Source organism: Rhizomicrobium electricum (genome assembly GCF_011762045.1).
In the GTDB taxonomy this organism is placed as follows: Bacteria; Pseudomonadota; Alphaproteobacteria; order Micropepsales; family Micropepsaceae; genus Rhizomicrobium; species Rhizomicrobium electricum.
Genome location: NZ_JAASQS010000001.1, coordinates 376,906 through 393,341 on the forward strand (window position 1 = coordinate 376,906; position 16,436 = coordinate 393,341).

A 16,436-nucleotide genomic window follows, 5' to 3' on the forward strand; every position below is an offset into this window, starting at 1 on the left:
CCTTCAGCACTCGGCCCCGCCAGCCATATCGCTGCCGTTAAGCGACTTCCTCTCCCGCCATTTTTGCCGCAACAAGATGATTTAGCAAGGACAGTGGGCGCCCCTCTTCAGCGGCCTGTACCATCACCGCCACCGCCGGATCCTGGTACATTTCGTCAAAACTCACCCTGTGCCTGGAGATTTCCATGGGTGTGTAGGGCGTGAACGCCCAGTTTCTGCATTGCGTCAGATAATAGCAGTAGTACGCGTCCCTCTTCATTTCCGGCGTGACCGTCAGACCGCCCCTCGCCGCCTGCAGGAGCGTGGAATGGTAGTCTTGCTGGCTGCGGCAGGCCCATACAAATCCCAGGCCGGAGTAATACGAGTTCGACTCCGTGATTACCGGCTTGCCAAGAGCCGTGGCCTCCACCCCCAGTGTCGAGGTGTACACGATGACGGCAGCCACACTGTCGAGAAGATCATAGCTGTTCACGTCTTCTTCCGCCGCGATGAAGCGGATGCGCGGATCGGCACCGAAATTGCTGGAAAGCAACTTGGCGTAATTATCGGTGGAGCGCGCCCCCTCCAGTCTCTCGGCGGGATGCTGCCGAATGACGATGAGATTGTCCGTGTGGTCGAGCAGGAAGCGAACGGTTTCGACAACCCACTCCATGCTCGTCTTGAAGACGCTATGCAGACCGAGCGCAGCGCCGTCCCACGACGAATTCAACGCGATCATCACGGCGCCCGCGTACTGATGGCAACTGCCGGACGAGCCACGCTTTTGCGATGAGAACTTGTCAGTGCCGGAACGGCGAAGGCCCATTTCCGTATGGGCCATCTTCAAGACATAGTCGTGTTCGGCCGGGCTCGCCAAGCAGCGCTCCTTCAGGGCCCCATGTGCGAGCGGAATGTCCTGAAGCTGGCAAGCGACACCAGTCACTGCCAGCATGGCGACACCGCTCGCCCCACCGTCATAACTGACGATCCGCATGCCGGCGGCCCGTGCACATGCGACCCACAGTCCGCTGTTACCGTACACGCCACCCGGAACGAACAAAACGTCGAACCTGCCGCTCCGCATTACTTCCGAAATTGCGCCGTAAGCCCCGCTGTACTGCGTAGTGAACAAATTGACGAGCTCGGCGCGGCGGTTCTCGATCATCTCGCCGCGCAACGTCCAAACCGTATTCAACTCCGCCAAACGCGAGATGGTGCGGCCGGCTTCCTCATCCAAAGGATTTTCAGGTTTGGTCGAGCTTAAGTAAGCCACTTCGAACCGGCGTCCCACCAGCCCGAGTACCATCCGGATGCAAGCCATCAGGAAATAGTGGCGGAAGATATTGGTCCCGAACCGACTATCATCGACAACAAACGAGACTTTGTGCCCCTTCCTGGCAATCAGCATGGCGAAAGCGAGTGAGTAAAACGGAGTTCCGGAACCCAACCAGGGCGCGATCACGACGAGGTATTTTTCCGCCTCGGCCCGGATCTCACCTCGAATCTCAAAACTCCGCACATAGCGCCGCATCCGCAGCGTGTGCAGAATTGACCGGAGCGGATTGAACCCTATCGTGTTCCTAAGAAACCGCTTAATGAAGAGCATAACCGTCTTATCCCGTTAGGAAACGCTACAAAGCACACAGGTATGACAACTGCGCTGAGCAGGATGAGCTTCAGCAAGATCAGAAGCCCAATCCCCCAATCGAGCAGGTTCAAAAGCGCCGACAAGACAGCGAGGAAACAGACCGCCGCCCCCGACAAAATCAGCAGCTTGAAATACGATAGACGGTTTAGCCTGTACGCCAGAATGAAGCTAGTCGCAGTCATCACCAGATAGGCACATGACGTCGCAATCGCTCCGCCTATGAGGTGGTAGCGCGGGACCAGCACGATCCCCAGGCCCGCCGATATCACCGCCCCCGCGATGGAGTTCACCGTAAGAACCTGCGGGCGACGGTGATACAAAAGCGCCAAGTTTGATGCAAATCCCAGAGAATAGAAAAAGCTGCCGACAAGCAGAATTAAAAGCGCCGTATAACCGTTGAGATAATTCCTGCTGCCCACCACCAGAATGATTTCGCGCGCGAACATCAAGACCTGCGCCGAAACGACAAACAGCAGCAAGATGTATACATTGCTGGAACTGCGCAGGAGATCCTGAGCGTCTTTTTCCGGTGCACCGTATACGATTGGCTGGATCGCCTTGCCGAGAGATGCTCCCAGCAGCGTGATCAGCGTGGCGATTTGCTGCGCCAGTCCGAAAACCGCGATCTGATCGAGCGGGACGTAGTGCTGCAGGGTCAGCAGGTTGAAGCGGTTGACGACGAAGTAGGCGATATAGCCCATCGCGAACGGCAGGCCGAAGCGGACGGATTCGATCACGTAGGCGCGATGGATCGCCGGGCGGAGCTTGCCGCCGATGCGATAGAACAGTGCCGCAGACGCCGGCATGTAGCCGAGGATCAATGCCAAGAGCAGCCCGTTCAGTCCCAATTTCAGGACAACAAGATTCACGAAGGCCGCAATAGCGGTCACCGCCGAGGCCACGATCTGGATCGTGACGAACCGCTTCACCTGTTCGTCAAGGCGAAACCACAACGAGCCGATGCCGGCAAAAAAATTGGCCGCGGCAAGCGCGAGACAATACCAGATGTACGGCCGAGACGCCGTTTGCGGAGCCAGCCGGCGCCAAGCCGCATCGCCGAAAAACTCGAGCGCCACCGCGGCCGCCAGCACCACGACGACGAAGAACATGACGATGGAGTTGAGATACTCCCGCTGCCGCCCCTTGGCCTTGTAGTCGAAATAGATGCGCGCGACGGAGGAGAGCAAACCGAAGTACAGCACGTACTGCAGAATTTCGGCATTGACCTTGACGATCAGGTAATCGGCGAAGGCGGCTTGCGACAGCGTACGTGTGTACAACGGCAACAACAGAAAGCCGCCGACGGCCAGAACGAGCATGTCGCCGATGCCGTAGAGTGCGCTTGCGCTGAGGAAGCGGCGGATGTTCACAACGAATCCGCGTGTCCGTGAGAGCCGGCTGACCAGCTCAAATGATCCGTCATCTCGCAACCACCCTTGTTCCCCCCGAGGCGCCCGCAACCAGGGTTAGTAGTATCTCAGCCGGGGGCGGTAAAGTATTCAAAACCGCGCGTGCCCCGGCGGGCCAGTCGCGGGGACGGCGACGCGCGGTTGGCGGCTCAGCGCGATGCCAACGCCCGCTCGGCGCGGAGCAGGTCCGCTTCCGTGTCGATGTCGATCGACCGCTCGGCCGGCATCACGAAACCGACGGTGTCCTTGTCGACGAAGGCGCGGGTTTTCCGCAGCCAATCGCTCCGGAACGCGTAAAGCGCCCCATTCAGCAGGTATACGGCCGGAAGATCCTGGCGGCGGGCATAGGCGTCCCCGCCCTCTATCAGGCGGCTGAGCTTCCCATCTCCCTCCAGACGATACATCCAATACGGGCTTTCTTCGGCCGCGCAGACGCTGACGCAGCTCGACTTGCCTCGCATCGCCGTGAGACAGCCGTCAATGTCCTCCGCCGTCCGGAGCGGCGATGTCGGCTGCAGCAGGATTGCCAGTTCATATCCGGGGACCGCGTCCAAGGCGTGCAGCACCACGTCAAGCGAGCCCGCCACATCGGTCGCCAGCTCGGCCGGACGGCGCAGCGGCACCGAAGGATCGAACGCAGCCGCCACCGAGAGGATTTCGTCGTCGTCGGACGATACGACGATGCGGTCGACACAGGCTGAGGCTTTTGCCGCTTCCAGCGTCCAGCGGATCAGCGGCTTGCCAGCGACGGGGCGCACGTTCTTGCGCGGCACGCCCTTGCTGCCGCCGCGGGCCGGAACGATAGCCAGGATTTTCATACCGTCGAGCATCCGCCCCACCTGTCGAAGGAAATCGTTACTCGGCCGGCGGCGCGCCGTTGCGCGCCTTTTCGAGATCGTTGGGCCGGCCGACATCGAGCCAAGCTTCGTGCATCGGGAAGGCAATCGTCTTCTCCGAACGCTCGCGCAAGCGCATGAACAGTTCGGGCATATCGCACGGCTCATTGCGGCCGATGAGATCGAGCGCCTGCGGATCGATCACATACATGCCGGCATTGATGTGACAGCGCGACACCGGCTTCTCCTCGAAACCGACGATGTCGACGCCCTCGGTGCGCACCACGCCGAACGGGTTCTGGGTTTCGTAGATGCGCACCGCCATGGTGGCGACCGCCTGATGATAGAGGTGAAATTCCAGAAGTTCGGAATAGCGGAAGTCGGTCACGAGATCGCCGTTGGTGACGATGAACGGCACCGAAGGCCGGCTCTCGAACAACCCAAGCGCACCGGCGGTTCCCAGCGGCGAATTTTCCCTTAAGTATTCGATCTTGACGTTCCAGCGGCTGCCGTCGCCGAAATACTCCTCGATCATGTGCCCGAGGTAGTGGATGGCGATCACGAAATGCTCGAAACCTTCGAGCTTGGCCCGTTCGATCACCCGCTCCAGCATGGGCTTTCCCGCCACCGGCAGCATCGGCTTGGGGCAATTCTCGGTGAAAGGCCTCAGCCGCGTCCCCTTCCCGCCCGCCATCACGACGATCGGATTGGAGCGCGTCTCCGGCACGAGAAATTCGTCCCAGACATGCAGGCCGACCACGCGCCGCGCAGCGTCGACGACCGGCAACTGGCGAATTTTGTTGGCCACCATCAACTGAAGGACCATGTCGTGGCCCCACTGCGGCGGCGCCACGAGAGGATCGCGATGCATGACCTCGTGTACGGGATTCGACAGCAAAACACCCCGTATCAGGCCTCTGCGAATGTCGCCGTCCGTCAGCGTGCCCACCAGCACGCCGCCCGCATCGACGATCATCACAATCTGCAGGCCGCTTCTGTCCAGACAGGCAATCGCTTCCTGAACACTCGCCGTCTCGGGCAACAGGCAGCCTCGCCACTGTTCGGCCGGCAGCGAACCGTCAATTTTCATCGTCAACGTGTCCCCCCAATCCCACTAAACCTGGTCCCGGAAGGACTTATGCAGCAACTTCTCGAGGGGAACGTTTGCCAAGACCTCGACGATCTTCTTGCTCGCGCCGCCATCGCCGTAGGGATTCGTCACTCCGGCCTTCAGCATGCGCTGAAAATCGGCGGAATAAAGCTTCTGGATTGCCGCCGTAATGGCGCCACGCTCCGGCTCGCAGTCGATAACGCTCTGCGCTCTCAACCGTCCGTCCTGGCGGGCCCCGATATTGACCGTTCCGATATTGAACGTCGGCGCTTCGCACAGGCCGCTGGACGAATTGCCCACCACGCCATCGACGTGTTTCAGGCAGGACAGATAGCGCTGCTGGCCGAGCGAAACAAAGCTCTTCGCGCGGGGATGCGTTGCCACGAACTGCTTGATGTCGCCGGCCAACTCGCGTCCGCCGGTGTCGGCGTTAGACGCCGTGAAGATGAGTGTCACATCTTTAAGCGTCGACAGAGCGGCCAACACCTCCTGCTGCTCCGCCGTCGAGTCCACATCGCCGCGCGTCACCGGATGGTAGGTCACCATCAGGCTCTTCGCCCCCAACTCGAGGCCCAGTTCGGCTTCGAGCGCCTTCCGGTCCAAGAGATCGGCGTGCGTGATCGCATCGACACCCAAACCGCCGACCAGATAGACCCGCTCGGGATCCTCTCCCATCTGAATGACCCGTCGGCGATAGTCCTCCGCGGCCACGAAATGCAGATGGGACATCTTGGTCACGGCATGGCGGATGCAATCATCGAAGGCACCCTCGGTGACCTCCCCGCCATGCAGATGTGCAATCGGAATGCGCAGGATCAGGGCCGCGGTTGCCGCCGCGAGCAGTTCGTAACGGTCGCCGAGCAGAACGACGATATCGGGCTTCAGCCGGCTCAAGGCATCGGCGATCCCCATCACGCCAAGCCCGACCGATCGGGCTATGCCGGTGGACGTGTCGGCGCTCAGCAGCATCTCCACTTTCTCGTCAATGGAGAAACCGTCGCCCTCGATCTCATGGAACGTCAGACCGAACTCCGGCGACAGGTGCATGCCGGTAACAAGGACCTGCAGAACTAAGCCCGCATACGACCGGATACCTTCCATAACCCAGCGCAGGCCGCCGTATTCCGCCCGAGTGCCGGTAACGATGCAGATTTTGCGGATCATGGCGTGGGCTCTTTGACGGCTTCGATCAACCACTCACGAACTTCATCCTGGCGGCCGTTCATTGTCCAGGTCGCGAGCTCCAGGCTCGTCTGGCGCAATCCGCCGAGCAGCACTTCGACGTCCTCAAGTGCCGTGAAGCGGATCAGCCCCTCGTCGGCCGTCGGTCCCTTGGTCACATACCAGGCATTGTAGCCGGCGGGCTTACCTGTTCCGTCGCCGACACATCCCTTGGCAAACGCCCGAGAGAAGAACTTCCCCCCCGGCTTGAGAACGCGCCACGCTTCCCGATAAGCCGCCTTCGCATCCTCGAAGCCGGCGCAGCAGATCGCCTCGTGATCGATGACGCCATCGAACACGCCGTCTGCATAGGGCAAATGAACGAAATCACCCGTTTGCAGTTCTCCCGTCCAGCCGGCGCATTCGGCATCAAGGCGTTCGCGGGCAATGTGTATAGCTGTCTCAGAACCGTCGATGCCGAATACGGAAAAGCCTTCCCGCGCCATATACCACAGATTGGCACCCGGCCCGCAACCGAGTTCGCACAGGCGGATTTGAGACCGGTCCGGCGCTGAATAAAAATTGCGCGCGACAAAGCGAATAAGCGGCTCGCTGGGGTATTTGCCCCAAGGCCTGCTACGGAACATCTTCTCCCAAACGGGATCCCACGTCATGACACTTCCCCCAAGCGACCGATTTGCAGATCAGCAACGATAAAACAGGACACGTTGCGGGAACCGGTCGTATTGATCCCTAAACGCAGACTTAAGGTCATCGTACGCCGCCGCGAGATGAATATGTCGGCCTATATGATAAGCGCGGCGTTGGGCGGAAAAACTCGCCTTAAAAAGAAGTAATTTGTCGTCCGGATCGCGGCTGGTGCCGCCACCCAGGTAAAGGCTCGAACATCCTGCGGCCTGGCCGAAGGTTGCCGCAGTGTGCAGAATGGCGGTCGGTGCTCCTTGCGTCCGCCCCTGCGGGGTTGCGCCCGCCAAGTGATATTCCATCAATTTTGGGCCAACCAGAAACAACGACGAAGCCACGATCTGCCCATTCGGATCGCGGCACACGGCGCATTTCATCTGCGCCATTGCCAGCAATTGCTCGAAATACTTTTGCGGGAAGAAATAGGACTCGTCCGCCCCGATTTCTTCCATGGCCGCATGATAAACGACGGGAAAAACCCGCAGCGCCTCGTCCGCATCCAGCCATGTGACGGAATAGACGTTCCGTTCGGCCTTGCGCGCGCGAGCACGCGCGCCGCGCGTGTAGGATGCAAGAAGGTCCGGCTGGCGCAGATCGATATAGACCGTATCACGGTCGAATTCCGTCGTTCCGCCGTAATCGCGCCAGTTCTCCAACATCGGATGAAAGCGGATGAACTCGCAGACCACACGGGCCTCGGCACAATAACGGCACCAGGACGCCCACGCCGCTTCCAAAAAACCCGCACTGTGGTCGTTGGTCAGCGGCCCGCCGTAGCCGTAGGGCGACTGGACATCGTAATAGTCCGTTCCGGGGATGGCGCCCAAATGAAAGGCTTGAAGCAAGCGCGACCCGCCCCGCTCGAACAGCCAAAACGTCGGAATCAAATCAGCCGATCTCGCGGCGTCCGCCAAGACGTAGGACGGCGACAGAGTCGGGGCAGTGCTCTCGGGGGCTAACGAGGAAAAAACGGCTTCGGCTTGGGACAGATCAATCAACATGCTCGCACACGAGATCGTCCGCTTCGTAAGCTCGAGAAGCGCGCTGTCCGAGCAGTTTCCAATAGGTCATCGGCGACATGCCGTTTCCCGGCCGCTTGGCAATAAGGTTCTCCTCGGTAAAAAGTTCTCCGGCAGCGATCGGCACCCGTGCCACAAGGCTTCGCCGGGCGATAGGGATGTTCTTCATCTCCGCCGGTGCCGGCACCTTGAGGCCGTTGCCGAGCGCCGCCTTGGCGGTCCGCACGCCCTCGACCAGGGCCCGCAGTTCGGAGGGTTCAAGCGATGCCCGGTGATCGGGGCCCGGCAAATTGCGATCCAGGGTAAAGTGCTTTTCGATGATGACCGCACCACGCGCCGCTGCCGCGATCGCGACCGCAATTCCTGGGGTATGATCGGACAATCCGACCGGCAGGCCGAACGCCGTCGCCATCGTATCCATGGCGCGCAGGTTGGCTTCGTCCGCCGGCGACGGGTATTCGGTCGTGCAATGCAACAGCGTCACCTTCGAACGAAGCTGTTCCTGCCCTTCGACCGAGCAATAGGCCCGGCGGAACGCTTCGGCCGACGGCTTTTCTTTGCCGCCGAGATATCCGAACGCCAGCACTCCCAGCGCGGCTTCGACTTCTCCGAGAGTGCTCATGCCGGTGGAGAAAATGACCGGTTTCCCGGTGCGAGCCGCCGCCAAGAGCAAGGCGCCATGCGTGACTTCGCCCGAAGCGATCTTGAGCTCCGTGGCGCCGAGTTCGTTGCTGACGAAATCCAGACTGGGCAGATCGAATGCCGTCGTCATGAACGCGATGCCGCGCGCGATGCAATGATCGCGGACTTTATGGAACTGCTCGGCATTGAGTTCGAGCTTCCGGACGAGTTCCACCTGGGTGGCGACGTCGCCGGTATTGCGGCGCTGATATTCCGCAGTCGGAGCATGGCGGCTGATGCCCAGTTCCGTCTTGAAGGTCTGGAACTTGACCAAATCCGCACCGGCTTCGCGCGCCACATCGATCAGCTGCAGCGCAAGATCCAGAGAACCGTTATGATTGACGCCTGCCTCGGCGATGATCCGGATGTTGTCGACATCGCGAATCTTATCAGCTTCGGGCATCCATCGTCTCCCACCATGGCCGCACAAGCGGACTTCAAAAAGGAATAGATAATCTCAATCGTCTTACCGGAAGGACCGCCGCGTCACAAGCCCAGATGGAACCTCACCAAAAGCGCAATACCGGAACCATCGGTAACCGGCGCCACTTCCATCCCACAACCAGACCACACGACCGCGAACGTCAATCAGTCGTGTCGCGATCCCGGCGGTGTCGACGGCTCGAATATCCGCTCCATTTTGATGAACTCGCCATCCTCGCCCGCGTCTTCGAAACCGAGCGACCGGTACAAATTGGCGGCCAGGAGATTACGTTTGTGCACGCGCAGGCCACACTGCTTGAAATCCCGCGACTGAATCGCGGTCAGCGCCGCACTCACCAACGACTTCGCGATGCCCTTCTTCCGACTCTCGGGCCGGACGACGACCATCGTGATGAACGCACCGCGCGCGGGGTCGTTACAATAGAACGCAACGAATCCCTCAAGGACCTCTCTCGTCCAGAGGATGATGTCGGCCTCGGTGCAAATTTTTTCGACATATTGGTGGATTTGATCGGGAGGGACGATCTCGAAGTCCACCAAGGACTGGACTTCGAGCAGCAACGACTCCATCCGCTCTTTGATCATTAGATAGGGAAAGTGGGTCATGTCGCCTCTGGACGTGATCTCAAGCTTTCTCGCTCGGCGCCGAGAACCAAAACGCAGTCAATTCATTCACGCCGCTTCCATGCCACCACAGCGGAACCGACGCTCAACAGACCCCCAATTTCCCGCAATCGCCCCTAGACCGCAACTCCATTTAGTACGGCGTGACGGTCAAATATCGTCACGCCGGCCGCACACTGCTCGGAATGTTAACAACCCGCGATTCCAGCCATTCCGCATTCTCGAGCGGGCCGCGCTGCGCCTCAACAAAAGCTGGAAGCCGATGCATCAGCGTCCAGACCGGCCGCGTCATCACCCCGGTGCCGTTGCTCTCTTCGAGAAAGGCGTCCCGCTCCTCGCGGCCACCCGTGAGGATGGCATTAAGCCAGAAATTTGAAGTCGTTCCAGGACGCTCATCGACGAAACTGATGCCATGCTCCCGGCAGAACCGCCGGTAACGGCCGGCGGTATCGCGCTTGTCCGCCAGCATCTCGGACAACTGCTCCAGCTGGGCACAGGCCAAGGCCGCGTTGAGATTGGGCAGGCGGTAGTTGAAGCCGATCTGGTCGTGGAAGAACTCCCAGGCGTGGGGCACCTTGGCCGTCGTGGTCAGATGCTTGCCCAACCGGCCGAGTTCCTCATCGTCGGTCACGATGCAGCCACCGCCGCCGCAAGTGACGGTCTTGTTGCCGTTGAAACTGAAGGCGCCAAGCAGGCCGAACGTGCCGGTGTGCCGGTTGCCGACCAGCGAGCCGATCGACTCCGCAGCATCTTCCACCAGCACCGTATTCCATTCACGGCAAATCTCGACCAGAGCCTCGATGCGGCCCGGCAGGCCGAAACTATGCATGACGACGACGGCAGCGATGCGCCGGCCAGTCGAGCGGTTGTAGCACCCGCCGTCACGCCGCTCGCCGTTCGCTTCGAGGAACGCGCGCAAGGCTTCGGGAGAAAGACTCATCGTGTCGCGATCGACGTCGACGAAAACCGGATGCGCCCGCTGATAGGCGATGGCATTACAGGTCGCCACGAAGCTCAACGGCTGGGTGATGACCTCGTCGCCGTCGCGCACGCCCGCCAGGATCAGCGACATGTGCAGCGCGAGCGTGCCGTTGGCGGTGGCAATGGCGTAACGCGCGCCGGTCAACTCGCGCATATCCGCCTCGAAGCGATTGACGTACTCGCCGACAGAGGACACGTAGGTGGAATCGATCGCATCAACCAGATAGCGCTTCTCGTTGCCGCGGAACCGCGGTTCGTGCAACGGGATGAAACCGCTTTGCCCGTAAAGCTCGCGGATAAACGTCAGCAGCGCGCGATAGTTTTCCGGCAGGTCAGACATTGTAGATATTCGCCTTGTACTTGGCGAGGTTGGCCGGATCGCCAAACCAGGCGACGGTGCGGCGCAAGCCTTCTTCCAGCGTAAATTGCGGCCGGAAACCCGTCAATTCGCGCAGCAGCGTGTTGTCGCAGCAAAGCCGGAACACCTCCGACTGCGGCGGGCGGATGCGTTCGGCCTCGACCACCGCAGCGGCGTCGGACCGCATCATGCCGCGGATCATCGCCAGCGTATCGCCGATCGACACTTCGGTGCCGGATCCGACATTGACGGTCTTGCCGACCGCCGCATCGCACTCGGCCAGCGCAATGAAACCGCCGCAGGTATCGGCAACGTAGTTGAAATCGCGCGTCGGGCTCAGATCGCCGAGCTTGACCTCTTTGCCGGCGGCAATCTGGGTGATGATCGTCGGAATGACGGCGCGGGCGCTTTGCCGCGGACCATAGGTGTTGAACGGACGCACCAGCGTCACCGGCAAACCGAAGGCGTTATGAAAGCTCATCGCCATCGCATCGGCGCCGATCTTGCTGGCGCTGTAGGGCGACTGCGGCTGCAACGGGTGCTTTTCGTCGATCGGGACATAACGCGCGGTGCCGTAAACTTCGGATGTCGAGGTCACCAGCACACGGCTCACGCCACACTCGCGCGCCGCCTGGCAGATGTTGAGCGTACCGCGAACGTTGGTGTCGACGTAGGAATCCGGCGCGACGTAGGAATAGGGAATGGCGATCAGCGCCGCCAGATGGAACACCATCTCCCGGCCCCGCACGATCTCCTTGCAGAAATGAGGATCACGAACATCGCCACAGACGACTTTGACCCGGTCTTTGCAGCCGACGTCCTCCAGCCAACCCCAATTGTTGAAGGAGTTGTACAGCGAGAGCGCGGTGACGTCGTAACCGCGCGCAACAAGCATCTCGACGAGATGAGAACCGATAAAACCGTCGGCACCGGTGACCAATACCTTCTTCTGCCCGCTCATCGCCGATTCTCTGCCGAAGTGTTCGCCTACCAACCCTCAAGACATTTAGCAGCCCCTAGCCATGTTCGCCACAACTAACGGCGGCGGGGCGCGTCGCGCTCATATGCCGGGTCAGACCGTCATTTAATCAGGCGAATGGTTTCCTCTATGTGGGGTCGCGATGACGCCCCGAACACAACCGACTGAATGTTGAGGCTATTGACGAAGTCGTAGGCCTCTTTCGGCGGCACCGCACCGGACGCCAGCGTCGACATCGCCATCATAGGAAATGCCTCGGGGTCGTTTTCCGCCAGCGCCTGCTTGTACGCCTCCACGCCCGGAGACATCAGGTAGCCGATCTTGTTGATCGAGGAACAAATCACCACCCCGGAGATGCCCCACTCCATCAGCTTGTTCCGGAGGTAAGGCATATTTTGGGTAATCAGCCCCGGCATCGCTCCGTACTTGCGGCGCACGTGCTCACAATATTCGCGGAAGATGTCGGCCGTATCCAGTCCGAGCAGCAGATCCGTGACAATGTTCTGCAAAAAGACGACCTTGATGTTGAGGCCGTCGAACATCTGCATTTCGGCATCGACCAGCATCTTCATCATGCGGACGATGTCCATCGACATCAGCGCCAGACCGCCTTGCGCCAGCTTGCCGATGCCCGACAACCGGCCCTTTTGAAACAAGACGTCGTTCAGAGTTCCGACGATGCCCTTCTCGGCAACCCAATTGGCGTACTTGTGGGGATACGGGATCGAAGGATACCAGCTGAGGCCGGCGTATCGCGAAGGATTGCTGCGGAAGCGGTCGCAGATCTCGGCCGCCCGGCTGTTGCTGTTGAGCATTACGGCGCGGAGGCCGGCGTCGATGGCGGCATCGTAGACCGAGAAAATTGCGTCGAGGTCGTGGAAGCGCTCCGCCAACTGCTGCGCCTTGTCCTGCGACATATGGTTGATGCCGAAGAACTGATTATCGCCGAAAACGATTTGGTCGATCGTGCTCACCTCAGACCATCTCCTTCTCGATCACAGCCGCGTCGCGGAAAATCTCGTCGATCACGGCCAGCGTTGCCGTCGCATCGGCGAAACTGCACATGGTCCGGCGATCCTCCGCGGCTTTGATCTTCTCGATGAAATGGTAGAGCTGCGCCGTAAACTCGACGCCTCTGACGTAAAACGGAACGGAGTTGAACACATCCGTTATATAGAGCGTGTTCCAGCCCCTCTTGAAACCGCGCTCGGGATCGTCGTGATCGAGAAAAAGCTTCAGCCCGTGCTGATCGGCCAGGATCTTGCCGCGGCGCCCGAACACTTCGAGTTTGTTGGTCGGCTTGCGGAAGCTCGCATCGCTCCAGTTCACATACAGCGCGCCGGTGCAGCCCGACTTATAGGCAAACGTGCTGGAGACAACATCCTCCACGTTCTTCGAAAACACATGCGTCAGGCGGCTGCCAGCCACTTTGTCGGGCGGACCGAACAGGAAATTGATGAGATCGATGGCGTGCGAAGCCATCTCGTAGGTCGCTCCGCCGCCATTTGCGTGCGACGAGCGCCAGCCCTCTCCCGCCTCTTCGCGAACGACGGTGCTACTGTACATTTCGCTGCGAAACCGCAGGATTTCGCCGAGCAGTCCGGCCTGCAGATAACGCTTCACCGCAACGAAAACGTCGTTGAAGCGGTTCACATAGCCGACCTGATTGACCAATCGGCTGCCGTCGAACAGTGCGGCCAGCTCTTCGCCCTCACGAACCGAGAGCAGGAAGGGCTTTTCGACAAAGGCGTGCAATCCCTTGCGGTGCGCAGCCGTCAGGATTCCATGGTTGAGCGCGGGCGGGGTACACAGCAGGATCGCGTCCAGCGCCTGCTTGTCGAACATTGTCTCGGCATCCTTGTAGGTCGCCGCCTTCACGGACTTATCGAGGAACAGACGCATCACCGACGAGGGTTCGGCAACAGCCGTAACCTCAACATCCGGGTGCGAGTTAATGATCGCATAGTGCGTAATCCCCATCCGGCCCGCACCAACGATACCAACCCTGATTTTTCCTCCGGACATTGCTCCCCCTTTTTTGAACACCCGCGACAGGAGAGAACCTGACGCTTCCCGCCGGCGTTTGTCGCATCTGCTTCAGCCGGCTTCGCGTTCCGTCGCAAATACCGGAAACCCCTGACGATGTTGGTGTGGTAACACCCCTGCAGGCCCCTGGTTTAGCGCCAACCGGTGGTAAGCAGCAAGTCTCCAGGACACACTATTCGTTGAGTTTGCGTTTGCCGAACCGAGATACGACGGTCCCACGCCAATGATCGGCTTGCCGCCCGCGGCAACGCAGACGCACGCTCATCCCGCCGACGAAAAGGTGCTGCAAATTGTCACGAACGCGACTGGCCGCATCGAACTCCTCCAGTACCGAAGCAACGCACCATGAATCGGCCCGATCGAATGTCGATTTCAAACCTTCTGGTAGGAGTTATCCTGAAACAGAGGATTTTCTTTGCGGGCGAAGAACAGATCCATCTGCCACAACGAATGGTCCGACGGACGCTGCATGGGGTCGGCTAAGTTGAAGCAGCGAAAACCCAGCGTATCGAGCAGCATACACATCTCGGGAAACAGCCGCGTCGTTTCGGTGTGACGGAAATTATAAACTTCCATCACGATGAAGCTGGTCTGCTTCAAAGTCTCCGCCGCACCGTTGAGAATAGGGACTTCGACGCCATGCGTGTCGAACTTCAGGACGAACGGGCCGCGGCAGTTTTTCATCTGCGCGATAGCATCGATCGAATGGGATGGAACGCTTCTGACCCGCCCCTCGCGACCGCCGACGGTGCTTCCGTCCAGATCGTCGCTGACACTGAGCTCGATGGTCTCGTTTGCCTTCTCGCCTGCCACACACAAAACGTAGTCGAACTTCGGGTGGCTCGCCTTCAACTGCTTCAGCGCGGGCTCTCTTTCCGCGAGCGGATCAATGGCGACAAAGTCCGCTTCCGGAAAATACTTCATCGCCGTTTTGCTCCAGCGGCCGTTGGAGGCACCGATATCGATGACGGAGCGGACATCTTGGGCCCCTCTCGCCATCACCTTGATGACGGATTCCATATCGATGCCGCTCTTGTAGAGTTGAACGCCGAACGGGCTGATGATCCCATTGGCGAAATTCAACAGCGTCCTTTTGAGCATCCCACCCTCCGCTCGATCCGCAATTTCGTATGATGTCCGGTCCCATTCGAAGGAAGTTCAGAGACGAAGGACCCGACCAACGCGCCGGTTCCTGTGCAGACATAGTGACGAGTTGGTCCCGTAGTACACGTTTACGATTTAGGCCACAACGCAAACAAAGTCGCGCCCTGGTCCGGCAGACATCCGATCACCGAAGCGGATTTTACTTCATCAAACCCTTGGATTTCATCTCCGCGAGCGAGCCTTCGTAATCGCTCGTCACTGCGCCGATGGTCCGGACCCAGGCGCAGAAACGGTCAAGGCCTTCATCGAAGCTGACCCGCGGCTTGAAGCCCAAGATCCTTTCGATGCGCTCCAGAGAAGCAAAATTGTGGCGGATATCACCGATCCGGAAGTTGCCGGTGACCGTAATCGGAGAATTGCCGTTCAGCTTGCGGTTCAAGGCATTGGCAACGGTCATCACATCCGTGGGAACGCCGGTTCCGACGTTGAACACATAGCCGCTTGCCCGATCGTCCATGATCGCAGCCGCCGTGATCCGCGCGACGTCGTCGATGAACACGAAATCGCGGCTTTCGGTGCCATCCTCGAAGACGTTGATGGGCTTGCCGCTCATGATCAGGTTGGAAAAGATTGAAAGGATGCCGGTATAAGGGTTGGAGAGCGACTGCCCCGGCCCATAGACATTCTGGTATCTGAGCGCGACGGGAGCAACCTTGATAGCCGGGCAGACCGTCATGACAAGCTGTTCTTGAACCTGCTTGGTAATGCCGTATACCGAGGACGGATGGAGTTTCGACTCTTCGTCGGTTGCCGTGAGCGCCAACCGCGAACTGCCGGGGTATTTCACCTCGAAGTCGCCCTTGCTCATGTCCTCGGCGGAACGGTGTTCGGGGTAGACCGCGCCAAGTTCCTTCGAAACGTATTTGCCTTCGCCGTAGATCGAGCGCGAAGAAGCGACCACGAGACGCTTCACGCTGTGCGGTTCATTGGCGAGAATGTCGAGCAGCAGCGATGTCCCGCCCACATTGACCTTCATATAATGGTCGATGCGGTACATGGACTGTCCCGTACCGGTTTCGGCGGCGAGATGGACGACCGCATCCTGGCCCGCCAGCGCGCGACGCAGATCGGCCCTGTCCGTCACATCACCACGGATAAACGCGACCTTGCCGGCGATGGACCGGTAGAGCACGGACTTCTCCGGCTCCTCGCCATGGATCTGGGGCGACAGATTATCGAGAACGGTAACCTTGCATCCCTCGGCAAGCAGCTTGGTCACGAGGTTCGTGCCGATGAACCCCGCCCCTCCGGTGACCAGAATATTTTTCATTTCTACTCCTCGATCGCCCCA

General features: G+C 59.8%; 15 protein-coding genes. All 15 read right to left on the minus strand.

Features of this window, described 5'->3' with window-relative positions:
* Nucleotides 1-37: 37 nt before the first annotated feature.
* The 15 genes from FHS84_RS01575 to FHS84_RS01645 all read right to left on the minus strand — a co-directional run bounded on the left by FHS84_RS01575 (nucleotide 38) and on the right by FHS84_RS01645 (nucleotide 16,415).
* Nucleotides 38-1,585, minus strand: a complete 1,548-nt coding sequence (locus tag FHS84_RS01575; RefSeq protein ID WP_166929601.1) for a capsular polysaccharide export protein, LipB/KpsS family — start codon at nucleotides 1,583-1,585, stop codon at nucleotides 38-40.
* The gene (locus tag FHS84_RS22160; RefSeq protein WP_166929603.1) at nucleotides 1,549-2,997 is read right to left on the minus strand and encodes an oligosaccharide flippase family protein; all 1,449 of its coding nucleotides are present in this window, start codon (nucleotides 2,995-2,997) and stop codon (nucleotides 1,549-1,551) included. Before FHS84_RS22160 ends, FHS84_RS01575 begins: the two co-directional genes overlap by 37 nt.
* A gap of 188 nt (nucleotides 2,998-3,185) precedes the next feature.
* A complete protein-coding gene (locus FHS84_RS01585) occupies nucleotides 3,186-3,866 on the minus strand; it encodes an acylneuraminate cytidylyltransferase family protein (RefSeq protein WP_166929605.1) in 681 nt (226 codons plus the stop codon).
* A 25-nt stretch (nucleotides 3,867-3,891) separates the two neighbouring features.
* The gene (locus tag FHS84_RS01590; protein ID WP_166930140.1) at nucleotides 3,892-4,962 is read right to left on the minus strand and encodes a nucleotidyltransferase family protein; all 1,071 of its coding nucleotides are present in this window, start codon (nucleotides 4,960-4,962) and stop codon (nucleotides 3,892-3,894) included.
* 24 nt (nucleotides 4,963-4,986) lie between these two features.
* Entirely contained in the window at nucleotides 4,987-6,147 is a 1,161-nt protein-coding gene (neuC, locus tag FHS84_RS01595) for a UDP-N-acetylglucosamine 2-epimerase (protein WP_166929607.1), read from the minus strand.
* Nucleotides 6,144-6,818 (minus strand): class I SAM-dependent methyltransferase, encoded by a 675-nt coding sequence (locus FHS84_RS01600; protein ID WP_166929610.1) that lies wholly within the window; start codon nucleotides 6,816-6,818, stop codon nucleotides 6,144-6,146. Before FHS84_RS01600 ends, neuC begins: the two co-directional genes overlap by 4 nt.
* Nucleotides 6,819-6,848: 30 nt before the next feature.
* Nucleotides 6,849-7,850, minus strand: a complete 1,002-nt coding sequence (locus FHS84_RS01605) for a GNAT family N-acetyltransferase (RefSeq protein WP_166929612.1) — start codon at nucleotides 7,848-7,850, stop codon at nucleotides 6,849-6,851.
* Nucleotides 7,840-8,952, minus strand: a complete 1,113-nt coding sequence (gene neuB / locus FHS84_RS01610; RefSeq protein ID WP_166929614.1) for an N-acetylneuraminate synthase — start codon at nucleotides 8,950-8,952, stop codon at nucleotides 7,840-7,842. The genes FHS84_RS01605 and neuB overlap by 11 nt, the downstream gene beginning before the upstream one ends.
* Before the next feature lie 185 nt (nucleotides 8,953-9,137).
* Nucleotides 9,138-9,599: a GNAT family N-acetyltransferase gene (locus FHS84_RS01615; RefSeq protein ID WP_166929616.1), complete on the minus strand. Its 462-nt coding sequence runs from the start codon at nucleotides 9,597-9,599 to the stop codon at nucleotides 9,138-9,140.
* A gap of 178 nt (nucleotides 9,600-9,777) precedes the next feature.
* Nucleotides 9,778-10,938 carry a LegC family aminotransferase gene (locus FHS84_RS01620; RefSeq protein WP_166929618.1) on the minus strand — a complete coding sequence of 387 codons (1,161 nt, stop codon included), beginning with the start codon at nucleotides 10,936-10,938 and terminating at the stop codon, nucleotides 9,778-9,780.
* Nucleotides 10,931-11,917 (minus strand): NAD-dependent 4,6-dehydratase LegB, encoded by a 987-nt coding sequence (locus FHS84_RS01625; protein ID WP_166929620.1) that lies wholly within the window; start codon nucleotides 11,915-11,917, stop codon nucleotides 10,931-10,933. Before FHS84_RS01625 ends, FHS84_RS01620 begins: the two co-directional genes overlap by 8 nt.
* 119 nt (nucleotides 11,918-12,036) lie before the next feature.
* Nucleotides 12,037-12,909: a hypothetical protein gene (locus FHS84_RS01630; RefSeq protein WP_166929622.1), complete on the minus strand. Its 873-nt coding sequence runs from the start codon at nucleotides 12,907-12,909 to the stop codon at nucleotides 12,037-12,039.
* A gap of 1 nt (nucleotide 12,910) precedes the next feature.
* Nucleotides 12,911-13,960: a Gfo/Idh/MocA family protein gene (locus FHS84_RS01635; RefSeq protein WP_279589251.1), complete on the minus strand. Its 1,050-nt coding sequence runs from the start codon at nucleotides 13,958-13,960 to the stop codon at nucleotides 12,911-12,913.
* Nucleotides 13,961-14,353: 393 nt separating this feature from the next.
* A complete protein-coding gene (locus FHS84_RS01640) occupies nucleotides 14,354-15,064 on the minus strand; it encodes an FkbM family methyltransferase (protein ID WP_166929626.1) in 711 nt (236 codons plus the stop codon).
* 220 nt (nucleotides 15,065-15,284) lie between these two features.
* Nucleotides 15,285-16,415, minus strand: a complete 1,131-nt coding sequence (locus FHS84_RS01645; RefSeq protein ID WP_166929628.1) for an NAD-dependent epimerase/dehydratase family protein — start codon at nucleotides 16,413-16,415, stop codon at nucleotides 15,285-15,287.
* Between the last annotated feature and the right edge of the window lie 21 nt (nucleotides 16,416-16,436).